Here is a 15,288-nt window from a genome sequence, read left to right on the forward strand (position 1 = left end):
CCCGCGGCGATCGACGCCCCGGCCGGGATATCCGCGACGGCCTCCGCCGCGGTCATGATCTTGCTGGACATACACTCACTCCTTGCTCAGGGGTGTCAAGAACGGTTGCGGGCCTGTCAGGCCAGCCCGAGGATCTCGATCGCGGTCTCACGCATGTCGACCTTGCGGACCTTGCCGGTGACCGTCATGGGGAACTCGTCCACGACGTGGACGAACTTCGGGATCTTGTGGCGGGCGAGCTTGCCGGTGGCGAACTCACGGACCTCGTCGGCGGTCAGATCGTCCCGACCCGGCTTGAGCCGGACCCACGCCATGAGCTCCTCGCCGTACTTGGGGTCGGGAACGCCGATCACCTGGGCGTCGAGGATGGCCGGGTGGGTGTAGAGGAACTCCTCCACCTCGCGCGGGTAGATGTTCTCGCCGCCGCGGATGACCATGTCCTTGATCCGGCCGGTGATCCTGACGTACCCGTCGTCGTCCATCTCCCCGATGTCACCGGTGCGCATCCATCCGGCCTCGTCGATCGCCTCGGCGGTCTTGTCCGGCTGGTCCCAGTAGCCCAGCATGACGCTGTAGCCCTTGGTGCAGAACTCGCCGGCCTCGCCGCGCGGGAGGGTCTCGCCGGTGCCCGGATCGATGATCTTGATCTCCAGGTGCGGGCCGACCCGACCCACGGTGGAGACGCGGCGGTCGAGCGAGTCGTCGGACCGGGTCTGCGTCGAGACCGGCGAGGTCTCGGTCATGCCGTAGCAGATCGACACCTCCTCCATGTGCATCTTCTCGATCACCTGACGCATGGTCGACTCGGGGCACGGCGAGCCCGCCATGATCCCGGTGCGCAACGTCGACAGGTCGTAGGAGTCGAAGTCCTTCAGTGCGAGCTCGGCGATGAACATCGTGGGCACCCCGTAGAGGCTGGTGCACTTCTCCTCCACCACCGCGCGCAGCGACGCGACCGGGTCGAATGCCGGGCCGGGGATCACCATGGCGGAGCCGTGCGTGGTGCACGCCAGGTTGCCCATCACCATGCCGAAGCAGTGGTAGAAGGGCACCGGGATGCACACCCGGTCGACCTCCGAGTAGTTGACCAGCTCGCCCACGAAGAACCCGTTGTTGAGGATGTTCGAGTGCGAGAGCGTCGCGCCCTTGGGAAAGCCCGTGGTGCCCGAGGTGTACTGGATGTTGATCGGGTCCGACGACGACAACCCCGCCCGGATCTCCGCCAGCTCCTCGGCGTGGGTCGGCCCGGACATCATGGACTCCCACTCCTCGTCACCGAAGAGGACGACGAACTCCAGGTCCGGGCAGTTCGGCTGCACCTGGGCCAGCATGCCCGTGTAGTCGGAGTCCTTGAACTGGGGCGCCGCGACAACGGCCTTGAGCGCCGCCTGCTTCAGCACGAACTCCAGTTCGTGGACCCGGTAGGACGGGTTGATGTTGACCAGCACGGCGCCGAGCTCGGCGGTGGCGTACTGGATCATCACCCACTCCCAGCGGTTGGGCGACCAGATACCCACGCGGTCGCCCACCCGGATCCCCAGTCGGTGCAGACCGGACGCCAGCCGGCGCACGTCGGCGAGGAACTCGGCATAGGTCCACCGGCGACCGGCCTGCACGTCGACCAGGGCGTCCCGATCCCCGAACCGCTCGACCGTGGCCGCGAGATTGTCGGGGATCGTCTGCGTGAGCAGGGGGATGTCTGTCTCCCCGCGCGTGTGGGACACCGCGGGATCGAGTGGGGTGGAATCGAGACTTGAGGTGGTCATCTCGGTGCTCCTCGGGGGCGGGGCCGGATCAGGCCCGGGGGGTTGTCACTTCGGTGGCGGCGGCCGCGCGACGCATCGTCGCCTCGGCCTGGCGGAAGACCGGACCGTCGACCATGCGACCGTCCAGCTGGAACACGCCCTGGTTGTGTTCCGCAGCGGCGAGGACCTTGCGGGCCCAGGCCACCTCGTCGTCGTCGGGCGCGTAGGCCTCGCGCACCACCGCCACCTGGGACGGATGGATGCACGCCGTGCCCACATATCCCTGGGCGACGGCGTCGAGCGCCTCGGCACGCTGACCTTCGACGTCGGCGATGTCGAGGTGGACCGAGTCCACCGCCCACCGCCCGAACGCGGCCGCGGCGAGCGCGACCCGGGCGCGGGCGTGGCGGGGGACGTCACGGTACTCCCCCGCCACCCGCGGCCCGCCCTCCTCGGCGACGGAGAACCGGCTGGTCGACCCGCCCATCGCGGCGAGCAGATCCTCGGCTCCCCACATCAACCCGGCGCAGCCCGGCGCAGAGGCGATCTCCTCCGCGCGGACCACGCCGAGCGGGGTCTCCACCAGCGCCAACACCGCGGCGCCGGTCGCCGAGTACAGGTCGGTGACCTGCGCTGCGGACTCGGCCTTCGCGAGCATCACGCACCGGTAGCCGGTGGCGGTGAAGGCCTCCAGGTCCGCAGCGTGGTCGGAGGTGTCGACCGGATTGACGCGCACGATCGTGCGGTCGGGATCCAGGTCCGAGGACCGCAGCGCATCACGCGCGGCGGCCCGGTTCGCCGGCGCGACGGCGTCCTCGAGGTCCACGGTCACCACGTCCGCCCGCTCGGCGGCCTTGGCGTACCGCTCCGGGCGGTCCGCCGGGCAGAACAACACCGCCGGGCCGGGCGGGATCCATGCGGGCGCGCCGCTCATGCCGATCCCTCCCCGGTGGGGCGCTTGCGGACCAGCGTCTTGCGAACAGCCTTGGCGACGATGTCGCCGTGCTGGTTGCGACCGATGTGCTCGAGGGTGACGATGCCCTCGCCCGGCCGCGACCTCGACTCGCGCTTGTCGGTGCAGATGGTCTCCGCGTACAGCGTGTCCCCGTGTAGGACCGGCTTGGGGAAGTTGACCTCGGAGAATCCGAGATTCGCCACGATCGTGCCCTGGGTCAGCTGGGCGACCGACAGGCCGACCAGCGTGGACAGGGTGTGCATCGAGTTCATGAGACGCTCGCCGCCGAAGCCCGGCTGCTCGGCCGACCACGCCGCGTCCAGGTGCAGGGCCTGCGTGTTCATGGTGAGCGTGGTGAACAGGACGTTGTCCGCCTCGGTCATCGTCCGGCCGGGCCGGTGGAGGTAGGCGGTGCCCACCTCGTACTCCTCGAACCACAGGCCGCGCTGGACGACCTCCTTGCGCTGCTGCGCAGTGTTGTCCGACATGATTACAGCCCCAGTCCGCGCGCGATGAGCATGAGCTGTACCTCGGTGGTGCCCTCACCGATCTCGAGGATCTTCGAGTCGCGGTAGTGGCGGGCGACCGGGTACTCGTTCATGAAGCCGTAGCCGCCGTGGACCTGCGTGGCGTCGCGGGCGTTGTCCATCGCGGCCTCGGAGGCGACCATCTTGGCGATCGCGGCCTCCTTCTTGAACGGCTTGCCGGCCAACATGAGCCGCGCGGCCTCGTAGTAGGCACAGCGCGCGGTGTGGGCGCGGGCCTCCATACGGGCGATCTTGAACGCGATCGACTGGAACGAGCCGATCTTCTGGCCCATGGATTCGCGCTCGCGCGCGTACTTGACCGACTCGTCCACGCAGCCCTGCGCGGCACCCGTGGCCACGGCGGCGATGGCGATCCGGCCCTCGTCGAGGATCGACAGGAAGTTCGCGTAGCCGCGCCCCTCCTCGCCCAGCAGGTTCTCCACCGGCACCCGAGCGTCGGCGAAGGTCAGCGGGTGGGTGTCGGACGAGTTCCAGCCGACCTTGTCGTACGCCGGCTCGGCAATGAAGCCGGGAGTCTCGGACGGGACGATGATCGTCGAGATGGCCTTCTTGCCGTTCTCGCGCGTCCCCGTGACGGCGGTGACGGTGACCAGCGAGGTGATCTCGGTGCCCGAGTTGGTGATGAACTGCTTGTTGCCGTTGATCACCCATTGGTCGCCGTCCCGCTTGGCGGTGGTCTTGGTGGCACCGGCATCCGAGCCGGCACCGGGCTCGGTGAGCCCGAAGCCCGCGAGCTTGCGTCCCGCGGCCAGGTCCGGTAGCCACTTCTGCTTCTGCTCTTCGTTTCCGAAGTGGAAGATCGGCATCGCACCCAGGCCGACACCGGCCTCGAGGGTCATCGCGGTGGACTGGTCGACACGACCGAGCTCCTCGAGTGCCAGCGAGAGGGCGAAGTAGTCGCCGCCCATGCCGCCGTACTCCTCCGGGAAGGGCAGACCGAACAGGCCCATCTGACCCATCTGGGCCACGACCTCGTAGGGGAAGGTGTGATCGCGGTCGTGTTCCGCCGAGGCCGGGGCGACCACCTTGTCGGCGAAGTCGGCGACCGTCGACTTGAGATCTGCGTAGTGCTCTTCCAACTCAGGCATCGGATTCTCCTTCGGATTCCTCGGTGGAGGGGTGGGGCTCGACGGTCGCGAGCAGATGATCGGCGGGCACCTGCTCGCCTTGGCGGACGTGGACGCGGGCCACGCCGTCGATCGGCGCGGTGAGCGAGTGCTCCATCTTCATGGCCTCGACGGCCAGGATGTTCTGGCCGGCGGTGACCTCGGCCCCGTCCTCCACGAAGCAGGCGATCACCGAACCCGGCATGGGGCTGAGGATCTGACCGTCGGCGGCGCCGGCGTCGTGGATCCGGGAGTCGATGAGCGGCAGCAGGCGCAGGTCCCAGGTCCCGCCGTCGCCCGCCACCCAGTACGTGTCGGGGCTCTTGGGATCCGTGGACCGCACGATCGTCCAGCGCTGCTGGGTGCTGTCGACGGTGAGCCGGAGCGAGGCCCCGTCCCGGGCGACCCGCGCCCGGTGGCGCGACGAGACCGTAGGCTCCTCGGCGGAGCCGATCGTCGCGTCGGTGATGGTCACCTCGGCGTCGTCGGGCGTCCCCTTGAGTCCGACCGTGACCGGATCGGTCCCCGGCCCGGTGTCCAGCCGCGTCCACACCTCGGCGCGGCCTCCGACCCGCCAGCCGTTGGGCACGTCCCACGGACCTCGGCGGTCGGCGGGCACCCTGGCCCAGCGCTCCTCGGTGCGGTGCATGGCCACGGCCACCAGCGCGCCCTCCGGCGCGGGGGCGGCGGAGTAGTCGTCGACACTACGGTCGAGCAGCCCGGTGTCCAGGTCACCGGCCACGACCTCGGGGCGGGAGAGCAGGAAGCGGCAGAAGTCGACGTTGGTGCGCAGGCCCAGCACGTGGGTGCCGGCCAACGCCGCGTCGAGTCGTGCCAGCGCCTCGGCGCGGTCGGCGCCGTGGGCGATGACCTTGCCGAGCATGGGGTCGTAGTCACTGCCGACGACGGTGCCCACGCGCAGACCGGAGTCCACGCGGATCCCGCTGCCCGACGGCTCCTCGAGGCCGAGCACGGTGCCGCCGGTGGGCAGGAAGCCCTTGGCCGGGTCCTCGGCGTAGACCCGGGCCTCGATCGCGTGGCCTGTGAGGGTGATGTCCTCCTGGCGCAGCGTCAACTCCTCGCCCGCGGCGATGCGGACCTGCCAGTCGACCAGATCCACGCCGGTGACCATTTCGGTGACCGGGTGCTCCACCTGCAGGCGGGTGTTCATCTCCATGAAGAAGAACTCGTCCGGGGCGTGAGCGGAGACGATGAACTCGACCGTGCCGGCGCCGACGTAGCCGACCGAGCGGGCCGCGTCGCAGGCCGCCTGACCGATGCGCTGGCGGGTGGCCTCGTCGAGCAGCGCGCTGGGCGCCTCCTCGATGACCTTCTGGTGGCGCCGCTGGAGCGAGCACTCGCGCTCTCCCAGGTGGACGATGTTGCCGTGGGTATCGGCCAGGACCTGCACCTCGATGTGGCGAGGGGTGTCCACGAACCGCTCGAGGAACAGCGTGTCGTCGCCGAACGCGTTAGCCGACTCGCGCCGCGCCGAGTCCAGGGCCGCAGGCAGGTCAGCCGGGTCCTCGACCCGCCGCATGCCTTTACCTCCGCCGCCGGCGGACGGCTTGACGAGAACGGGGTAGCCGACCTCGGCCGCGCCGGCGACCAGCTCGTCGTCGGTCAGTCCCGGCCGGGAGATGCCGGGCACGGTGGGCACGTCGCGGGCGGTCACCGCGGCCTTGGCGGTGATCTTGTCACCCATCGTCTCGATCGCCGAGGCGGGCGGTCCGACGAAGATCAGACCCGCCTCCTCCAGCGCGCGGGCGAACTTCGCGTTCTCCGACAGGAAGCCGTAACCAGGGTGAACGGCCTGCGCGCCGGTCTCGCGGCACGCGGCGATGACCTTGTCGATGTCGAGGTAGGACTGCGACGCCTGCGCCGGGCCCAGCCGGACCGCGGCATCCGCCATGCGCACGTGCAGCGCGTCGGCGTCGGCATCGGAGTACACGGCGACCGAGCGGATACCCGCGGCGCGGAGTGAACGGATCACGCGGCACGCGATCTCACCGCGGTTGGCCACCAGGACGGTGTCGAGCTTCTGAGGCAGTTTTTCTGACATTGGTCTGCTCACATCCTGAAGACGCCGTTGTTGACCGGCTCGAGGGGGGCGTTGGCGGCCGCGGCGAGCGACAGGCCGAGGACGGTTCGGGTGTCGGCGGGGTCGATGATCCCGTCGTCCCAGAGGCGGGCCGTGGAGTAGTACGCGGTGGACTGCTCCTCGAACTGCTCGCGGATCGGGGCCGTGAACTCCGTCTGTTGCTCGTCGGTCCACTCCCCTCCCGACTTGGTGACCTGTGCCGCGCGCACCGAGGCCAGGGTGTCGGCCGCCTGCGGACCACCCATCACGGCGATCTTCGCGTTGGGCCACATCCACAGGAAGCGAGGCGAGTAGGCGCGGCCGCACATCGAGTAGTTGCCGGCGCCGAACGAGCCGCCCACGACGATCGTGAACTTGGGCACCCGGGCGCACGCCACGGCGGTGACCATCTTGGCGCCGTTCTTGGCGATCCCGCCCGCCTCGTACTGGCGGCCCACCATGAAGCCGGTGATGTTCTGCAGGAAGACCAGCGGGATCTTGCGACGATCGCACAGCTCGATGAAGTGCGCCCCCTTGAGGGCGGACTCGGAGAAGATCACGCCGTTGTTGCCGATGATCCCGACCGGGTGACCGTGGATCCGCGCGAACGCCGTGACCATCGAGCTGCCGTAGTTCTCCTTGAACTCGGTGTACTCGCCGCCGTCCACGATCGTTCCGATGATGTCGCGCACGTCGTACGGGGTGCGCGAGTCGGTCGGGACGAGGTCGTAGAGGTCCGTCTGCGGGCGGGCCGGCTCACGCGGCTCGAGGACGTCCCAGTCCGGGGCGGGCGCGGGTGGGCAGGTCGCGACGATCTCCCGGACTTTCATGAGCGCGTCGTAGTCGTCGTCGGCCAGGTGGTCCACCACACCGGAGGTCTTGGCGTGGAGATCGCCGCCACCCAGCTCCTCGGCGGTGACCTCCTCTCCCGTCGCGGCCTTGACCAGCGGCGGGCCGGCCAGGAAGATCGTGCCCTGATTGCGCACGATCACGGCCTCATCACTCATCGCCGGCACGTACGCGCCACCGGCGGTGCACGAGCCCATGACCGCCGCGATCTGCGGGATGCCCTTGGCGGACATCGTGGCCTGGTTGTAGAAGATGCGGCCGAAATGGTCGCGGTCCGGGAAGACCTCGTCCTGCTGGAGCAGCATCGCGCCGCCCGAGTCCACGAGGTAGATGCACGGCAGGTTGTTGGCCAGCGCCACCTCCTGGCCGCGCAGGTGCTTCTTCACCGTCATGGGGTAATAGGTGCCGCCCGAGACCGTCGCGTCGTTGGCGATGATCAGGCACTCGCGGCCGGAGACCCGGCCGATGCCGGCCACGACACCCGCGGCGGGGGCCTTGCCGCCGTACATCTCCTCCGCCGCGAGCGGCGAGAGCTCGAGGAACGGACTGCCGGGGTCGAGTAGGACGTCGACACGCTGACGGGCGAGGAGCTTGCCCCGCTCGAGGTGTCGGGCCCGGGCCTTCTCGCCACCGCCGAGCGCGGCGCGGTCGAGGCGGGCACGCAGGTCGGAGAGGAGCTCCTCGTGCGCCTGGCGATTGGTGGTCGCGGAAGTCATCTGCGCCGCTCCCTTTCAGTTAAGTCGGATTAACTGAAAACGACGATAGTGCCGCGCCTCACAAATGTCCAGAGCGGATTCGCACACACCGCCCGCCGGACCGCGGTGAACCCCTCGACGAATTCGAGCCGGACCGGGGGCGGCCGGACCCCGACGATGCCGTTCCCGCAGGCCAGAAGCTTAGGCTTGGCTCACATAGCACAGCCTTACTTTGGTTGCAAGTCGGACCGATCCGGTGTTGACTCTGATCCACACATCCGACGCGACGCGAGGAGCGATCGTCATGGCCACTCTCACCGGAATCAGCACCTGCACCGTGACCGCGTGCTCGTTCAACAGCGAGCAGAACTGCAACGCGGGAGCCATCACGGTCGCCGGCGCGCCCGATCACGCCGAATGCGGCACCTTCATCTCGCTGGACGTCCGCGGTGGTCTTCCCACCGCCGCCGCCCACGTGGGCGCCTGCCAGCGGGTCGAGTGCGCGCACAACAAGGACCTGCTCTGCTCCGCCGAGTCGGTCACCATCGGCTCCGGCGCCGACACGGCCGACTGCCTCACCTACACCCCGGCCTGACCGGCGCGGCGCGTCCGGCCCCCCGGCCCCTCCACCCACGAAACCGGCTCCCGACCTCGCGAGGTCGGGAGCCGGTCGTGCGTGTGCCGTCGGAAACCGACGACGACGAGCGCCGCGTCAGCTGGCGCGAGCGACGTACTGTCCCATCTCCCGGACCACGTCCCCCGCATTCTCCGCACGGGCCAGGAACGGGAGGTGGATGACGTCGGCGTCAACGCCCAGAGCGGTGATCAGGTGGAGCCCTTCGGCGTCCACCCCGAGCACGTAGGGCGGGCTGTCCGGATCGCCGGCGCCGGCGAGGGCGGCCAGCTCGCCGCCGAAACGAGCCCGGATCTCATCCGCCAGGCCGGCCGATTCGACCGCGAGCGGATCGGACGGCACCGCGTCGAGCAGCCGCGCGTCGACCGTGCCCGCGTGGCCGAGGCGCTTCACGTCCACGTCACCGAGCTGGATCTCGATCTCCACCACCCAGCCCTCTCCCTGGCGCGCCGCCCGGGCGATGCCGAAGGCGTAGAGGCTGGCGACGTGAACCCTGGCCTCGACGATCGGGGCGTACTCGTCGATCATCACCACGACCTCGACGGACTCACCCGGCGCGACCATCAGGCCCGACCAGGGCGCGGGCGTCCCGGTCACGACGATCGCGCCTTCGCCGATCCAACGATGTCCCGCCGAGACCATGACGTCCGAGCGGTTCTTGCTCCCGCGCACGGCGACCGTGGCGATGCCGGTGCCATCCAGGAGTCGGCGCGCGCCCGCGGTGATCGGGCTCGACGTGATCGGGTGCACTGTCATGAATCGTCCTCCACAGCCGGGTCACACCTCACCGTCGATGACGGCGCCGCGGAAGCGCATTAGGTGACCCTCGCCTTACTTAGGTACCCCTAAACTGCCTGATCGACCCTGAGGATGTCAATAGTGAGTTCCCGCACGGCGCACGAGCACCCTTAAGGTGGGGTCGTGATCGACGCCACTGTCAGCGCTTCCGGCAACGACACCTGTCGGGTGCATGCCTTCCACGACGATGCCCTCGGCTACGACGACGCGACCGCCGTGGCCGAGCGGATCCGCACCGGCGAACTCCATCCGGTCGAGGCGATGCAGGCGGCCATCGACCGAATCGACTCCGTGGAGCCCGCCCTCGGCACGCTGGCGTTCAGCGACGTCGGCCGGGCCCTCCAGCGGGCCCGGGCGTTCGGCGAGCACGCGCGTGGCCCAGAGGGGATCCCCCGGCTCGCCGGCGTGCCGAGCGCGTTCAAGGACAACGTCGCTGCCGCCGGGATGCCCACCACCATGGGCTCCGACGCGGTGCGTGCGTCCCCGGCAGACTCGGACGGCCCGGTCGTGCGCGAATTGAGTGCGACCGGGGTGATCCCGGTCGGGATGACCACCACCCCGCCGTTCGGCTGGACGGCGGCGACCGAACGCCAGGGTGGACGCGTCACCCGCAATCCGTGGGATGTCCGTCGCACGCCCGGAGGCTCATCGGGAGGCTCGGCCGCGCTCGTGGCCGCGGGCGCGCTGCCGATCGCGCACGCCAACGACGGGGGCGGTTCCGTGCGGATTCCCGCGGCGGCGACCGGACTGGTCGGATTCAAGCCCAGCCAGGGCCGCCACTCTCACGAGCCCTACTCCAAGAACATGCCCATCCCGATCGTGTCGCAGTCGGTCGTGACGAGATCCGTGCGCGACACGGTGAGCTTCTGGGCCGCGTTCGAGTCCCGGCGGCCGGCGACGAAGGTCGCACCGATGGGGCAGATCGCGCCCGCTCCCGACCGGCGGCTGCGGATAGGGATGGTCGAGCAGAGCCCCGCGGGCGGCCCCACCGACGCCGCCACCCTCACCGTGCTGCGCCTGGCCGCCCAGCGCCTCGAGGAACTCGGACATCGCGTGGACCTGATCGAGGCGCCCGTCCCGTCGACGTTCGAGAACGACTTCAAGGCCTACTGGAGCCTGCTCGCCCTGGCCACGTCCACACAGGGTGCCTCGCTCTTCGGCGAGGGCTTTGACCGCGCCGAACTCGACGCCTTCACCGTGGGTCTCGCGGCCCAGGCGCTCAGGCGTCTGCACCGGATCCCAGGTGTGCTGCTGCGTCTGAACCGGATGCGGCGGCGCCACGACGCGATGTTCGGCGACCGCGACCTGATCCTCAATCCGGTGGTCAACCACGAGACGCCGGAAGTCGGCTACCTGGACGCCGACCAGGATTTCGACCAGCACATGGAACGGGTCGCGAACTGGGTCACGTTCACTCCGGCCCAGAACGTCGCGGGATCACCGGCCATCTCCCTACCTGCCGGGGCCGCGCCGGACGGGATGCCGATCGGCGTGCAGCTCAGCGCCCGTATCGGTCACGATCGCACCCTCCTCGAGATCGCCTCCGAGTACGAGGCCGCCTTCCCGTTCGCCCGGATCTGGGAGTAGCGCTCAGCCCTCGAGCAGCTGGGTCACCCTGGGCCCGACCCGCTGGCGCAGGATCACCTCGGTGCGGGTCCGCAGCACGCCGGGCGTCGAGATGATCGCGCTGAACACCTCTTCGAGGTGCGCGTGGTCGCGCGCGACCACGCGGCAGACGATGTCGAACTCGCCGGCCACGCTCATCACCTCGAGCACCTCACGCACCCGCGCCAGGCCATCACACGTCTCCTGCAGCTTGGCCTGCGCCATCTGGATATGGACGAGCGCGCCGAGCGGATAGCCGAGCGCGGAAGCGTCGAGGGCCGGCGCCCAGGAGGCGAGCACGCCGCGCGACTCGAGCTTGTCGAGCCGAGCCTGTGCGGTGCCGCGGGCCACGCCGAGGCGACGCGAGAACTCGCGTACGCCGACGCGGGGGTCCGCCATGACGATCGAGAGCAGCCGTCGGTCCGTGTCGTCAAGGTTGGGTGAGAGGTCCATGTGTCCAGAGTAGAGGATGAACTACTGGACATGGTGTTCAATCTAATTCTCGTTCGGGCACGCTCGATGTACAGGCTGCCCGGCTACCCGCTGGCCACGTGACGGAGTTCACAAGACGGCCTAGCCTGGAGGCCCTGATCACAAATTCCCAAGGCTAGGTGTGAATCATGACCTCCCTTCTCGGCTCCCCCAACGGCACGCACGACGACCTGCCGCGGACCGGCCAGGCGGACGCCGGCTCCTTCTCCCTCTCGGACCGCTACACCCGCGAGAGCGGTACCGTCTACCTCACCGGGATCCAGGCCCTGGTCCGCACCGTCCGTGACCGCGCGCGCCTGGACCGTAGACAGAACCTGCTCACCGCGAGTCTGGTGAGCGGTTACGAGGGCTCGCCGCTGGCGGGCTACGACCTCGAACTGGCCAGGCGCGGCGCATTCCTCGACCCGTACGACGTCGTGCACCGCCCCGCCCTCAACGAGGAGGCCGGCGCAACCGCGGTGATGGGCTCGCAGATCGCCCGTCGCACCGGCACCCTTCGCTCGACCGCCCACACCGGCGGCGCTCCCCTGGACGGCGTCGTGGGCTACTGGTACGGCAAGTCCCCCGGACTCGACCGCGCCTCGGACGCCATCCGACACGCCAACCTCATCGGCACCGATCCGAACGGCGGTGCCGTCGCCCTGGTCGGCGACGACCCCGGGGCCAAGTCCTCGACCGTCCCGTGCGCCTCCGAACTGGCATTGGCCGACCTCTACCTACCCACGTTGTACCCGGCCGACTCGCAGGACGTCCTGGACTTCGGCGTCCACGCCGCCATCCTCTCCCGGGTCTCCGGCCTGTGGTCCGCCATGAAGATCTCGTCGCACGTCGCGGACGCCTCGTCCACCGCCCTCGTGGACCCGGATCGGATCCTGCCCGTCTACGGCGACCTCGGCGTGAGTCCACACGTCCCGTCCGGCCAGCTGCTCGGTTCGAGCCTGATGGAACTAGAGCAGAACCAGCTCACCATCCGGATCCCCCGCGCCCTCGAGTACGCACGACTCAACAAGCTCAACCGCATAGTGCAGCGCACCGCCGACGACCGGATCGGCATCGTCGCCGCCGGCAAGAGCTACCTCGACGTCCGGGAGTCCCTACGTCGGCTCGGCCTCGATGATTCGGAACTCGCGCGCCGCGGCATCCGGATCCTCAAACTGGGCATGGTCTACCCGGTCGAGCGCACCGTGCTCGACGAGTTCATGACCGGTCTCGACGAGGTGATCGTGGTCGAGGAGAAGCGCGATTTCATCGAGACCATGATCCGCGAGATCCACTTCCGCCGCCCCGACGTCGCCAAAGTCGTGGGCAAGTCCCACGAGGACGGATCCACCCTGTTCAGCCGATTCGGCGAACTCGACGTTGACGCCGTGACCCGGGGCCTGGCACAACGGCTCGGCAAGGTCCACGGCATCGGGTCCGCACAGGCGTGGCTCGACGGCCCGGGCCGCGGCCGCTCGCGCATCACACTGCCACTCGCCACCACCCGGTCCCCCTACTTCTGCTCCGGTTGTCCGCACAACAGCTCCACCAAGGTCGCCGACGGCACCCTGGTCGGCGGCGGCATCGGGTGCCACGCGATGGTGCTGACGATGGACGAGTCGCAGGTCGGCAAGGTCACGGGCGTCACCCAGATGGGCGGCGAGGGCATCCAGTGGACGGGCATGTCACCGTTCCTCGAAGAGCGCCACATGGTGCAGAACGTCGGCGACGGCACGTTCATGCACTCCGGATCGCTCGCTCTGCGCGCGACTGTGGCCGCGGGAGACAACATCACCTACAAGTTGCTCTACAACGGCACGGTCGCCATGACCGGCGGCCAGGACCCGGTCGGCGAGATGTCGCTCCCGGAGATCCTCCGCCTGCTCCAGGCCGAGAAGGTCGCCAAGATCGTCGTGACGACGGACAACGTCAAGGCCACCAGGGCACAGGGCGTCCCGCGAGGCGTCGACGTGCGCGACCGGGTGGACACCCTCGAGATCCAGCAGGAGCTCGCGGCCGTCCCCGGCGTCACGGTGCTGGTCCACGATCAGTACTGCGCCGCCGAGAAGCGTCGCCACCGCAAGCGCGGCGACTACCCCACCCCCGCCGAGAAGGTCGTGATCAACGAGCGCATCTGTGAGGGCTGCGGCGACTGCGGCAAGAAATCCAACTGCCTGTCCGTCCACCCGGTCCAGACCGAGTTCGGCCGCAAGACCCAGATCGACCAGTCCACCTGCAACTTCGACTTCTCTTGTCTACAGGGCGACTGCCCCGCGTTCGTCACCGTCGTGCCGGGCGCCAGGACCGAGCGGGTCGCCACGGCCCCCGCGCTCGGTGCCGGCGACATCCCAGAGCCGGTCCGGTCCGAGGTGGATCCCGACCGTGGATTCTCGCTACGCCTCACCGGGATCGGCGGGACCGGCATCGTCACGGTCTCCGCGGTCCTGGCCACCGCCGCCGTGCTCGACGGGAACTCGGCACGCACTCTCGACATGACCGGGCTCGCCCAGAAGGGCGGCGCCGTGGTCTCCGACGTCCGCGTGAGCCGCACCCCGCTGGAGCAGCCACCCAAGATCGGCGCGGGCGACTGCGACCTCTACCTCTGTTGTGACGGAATCGTCGGCGCGGACAACGCCCACCTCAAGGTCGCGAACCCGGATCGCACCACCGCGGTCGTCTCCACCACGCAGATCCCGACCGGGAAGATGGTCATCGACACCGCGGTGCACTTCCCCACCGATTCGGACATCCAGGCCGTGATCGACCGCGCCTCCCGCCGTGGCCTCTACCTCGACCCCGGCGAACTGACCGAGAAGCTGTTCGGTTCCACGCAGACGTCCAACATGCTCATGGTGGGCGCCGCGTACCAGAGTGGCGCGCTGCCCGTCTCCGCCGAGGCCATCGAGCAGGCCATCGAGCTCAACGGGGTGGCCGTGGAGCAGAACCTGCAGGCGTTCCGCCGTGGCCGTCAGGCCGTCGCGGATCCCGCCGCGGTGTCCGCGCTCGTCGCCGAGCTGCACCAGCCGGTGTCAACGGCGACCGTCGACCGGCACGTGGCCTCCCCCGCCTGCGAGCGTCTACTCGCAGGGCTCGGGGCCGATGCCTCGGACGAACTGCGCGCCGCCGTGACGCTGCGGGTGGACGAGCTCATCGCCTTCCAGGACGAGACCTACGCGGCCGACTATGTGCGACGCGTCGAGCAGATCCGCGCGGCCGAGGCCTTGAAGGATGAGCGCACCGCAGGTGGCCCGCGCGCCGCCGGTGACACGGCGGGTGAGCAGCTCACTCTCGCGGTGGCCAAACACCTCCACAAACTCATGGCCTACAAGGACGAGTACGAGGTCGCCCGCCTCGCCGTGGACCCGGAGTTCGCCCAGCAGATCGCCGAGGACTGGGGCGAGGGCGCGGTGGCCAGGCTCAAGCTGCATCCGCCGACACTGCGCGCGATGGGCATGAAGAAGAAGATCTCGATCGGCCCCAGGGCCATGCCGGCCATGAAGGCGCTCGCGAAGATGAAGCGTCTGCGCGGCACGCCGCTGGATGTGTTCGGCTACGCCGGTGTCCGCCGGGTCGAGCGCGAGCTGCTGGCCGAGTACCGCGGCCTCGTCGACGAGCTCACCGCCGAGCTGCGTCGCGTGGGCCCGGTCGGCAAGGACGCCACGTGGACCGGGACCGCGATCGCGCTCGCCGAGCTGCCGGACATGGTCCGCGGCTACGAGCACGTCAAGCTGGACAACGTGACCCGATACCGGGAGGAGCTCGCCGCCCTGCGCGCGCAGCTCGACGCCTGACGCCCCCTCAC

General features: G+C 69.5%; 11 protein-coding genes. 3 read left to right on the top strand and 8 right to left on the bottom strand.

Annotation, left to right across the window (positions count from 1 at the left end):
• Window positions 1-116: 116 nt before the first annotated feature.
• Genes K3888_RS16660 through K3888_RS16685 form a run of 6 tightly spaced genes read right to left on the bottom strand, consistent with a single transcriptional unit; the run spans window position 117 to window position 7,999 of the window.
• Window positions 117-1,766, bottom strand: a complete 1,650-nt coding sequence (locus K3888_RS16660; protein WP_230931408.1) for an AMP-binding protein — start codon at window positions 1,764-1,766, stop codon at window positions 117-119.
• Between the two features lie 28 nt (window positions 1,767-1,794).
• A complete protein-coding gene (locus K3888_RS16665; protein WP_230931409.1) occupies window positions 1,795-2,679 on the bottom strand; it encodes an HpcH/HpaI aldolase/citrate lyase family protein in 885 nt (294 codons plus the stop codon).
• A complete protein-coding gene (locus K3888_RS16670) occupies window positions 2,676-3,188 on the bottom strand; it encodes a MaoC family dehydratase (protein ID WP_230931410.1) in 513 nt (170 codons plus the stop codon). The genes K3888_RS16665 and K3888_RS16670 overlap by 4 nt, the downstream gene beginning before the upstream one ends.
• A 2-nt stretch (window positions 3,189-3,190) precedes the next feature.
• Entirely contained in the window at window positions 3,191-4,336 is a 1,146-nt protein-coding gene (locus K3888_RS16675; RefSeq protein WP_230931411.1) for an acyl-CoA dehydrogenase family protein, read from the bottom strand.
• Window positions 4,329-6,416: an acetyl/propionyl/methylcrotonyl-CoA carboxylase subunit alpha gene (locus K3888_RS16680; RefSeq protein WP_230931412.1), complete on the bottom strand. Its 2,088-nt coding sequence runs from the start codon at window positions 6,414-6,416 to the stop codon at window positions 4,329-4,331. The genes K3888_RS16675 and K3888_RS16680 overlap by 8 nt, the downstream gene beginning before the upstream one ends.
• 8 nt (window positions 6,417-6,424) lie before the next feature.
• Window positions 6,425-7,999, bottom strand: coding sequence for a carboxyl transferase domain-containing protein (locus tag K3888_RS16685; protein ID WP_230931413.1), 1,575 nt, complete (start codon window positions 7,997-7,999; stop codon window positions 6,425-6,427).
• Between the two features lie 283 nt (window positions 8,000-8,282).
• Here K3888_RS16685 and K3888_RS16690 point away from each other — a divergent pair, with 283 nt between their 5' ends.
• Complete coding sequence (locus tag K3888_RS16690; protein ID WP_230931414.1) at window positions 8,283-8,573, top strand: DUF1540 domain-containing protein; 291 nt, start codon at window positions 8,283-8,285, stop codon at window positions 8,571-8,573.
• Between the two features lie 117 nt (window positions 8,574-8,690).
• Here K3888_RS16690 and K3888_RS16695 read toward each other — a convergent pair whose 3' ends face one another.
• Entirely contained in the window at window positions 8,691-9,368 is a 678-nt protein-coding gene (locus K3888_RS16695; RefSeq protein ID WP_230931415.1) for a hypothetical protein, read from the bottom strand.
• A 165-nt stretch (window positions 9,369-9,533) separates the two neighbouring features.
• On the opposite strand from K3888_RS16695, the gene K3888_RS16700 reads away from it, so the two are divergent.
• Window positions 9,534-10,997, top strand: a complete 1,464-nt coding sequence (locus K3888_RS16700) for an amidase (protein WP_230931416.1) — start codon at window positions 9,534-9,536, stop codon at window positions 10,995-10,997.
• A 3-nt stretch (window positions 10,998-11,000) separates the two neighbouring features.
• Here the strand turns inward: K3888_RS16700 and K3888_RS16705 are convergent, their stop codons facing one another.
• Window positions 11,001-11,468 carry an Lrp/AsnC family transcriptional regulator gene (locus K3888_RS16705; RefSeq protein WP_230931417.1) on the bottom strand — a complete coding sequence of 156 codons (468 nt, stop codon included), beginning with the start codon at window positions 11,466-11,468 and terminating at the stop codon, window positions 11,001-11,003.
• A gap of 167 nt (window positions 11,469-11,635) precedes the next feature.
• Between K3888_RS16705 and K3888_RS16710 the strand changes: the two genes are divergently transcribed.
• The gene (locus K3888_RS16710) at window positions 11,636-15,277 is read left to right on the top strand and encodes an indolepyruvate ferredoxin oxidoreductase family protein (RefSeq protein ID WP_230931418.1); all 3,642 of its coding nucleotides are present in this window, start codon (window positions 11,636-11,638) and stop codon (window positions 15,275-15,277) included.
• The last annotated feature ends 11 nt before the right edge of the window (window positions 15,278-15,288 follow it).

It is taken from the genome of Dietzia aurantiaca, from assembly GCF_021033825.1.
Classification (GTDB): Bacteria; Actinomycetota; Actinomycetes; order Mycobacteriales; family Mycobacteriaceae; genus Dietzia; species Dietzia aurantiaca.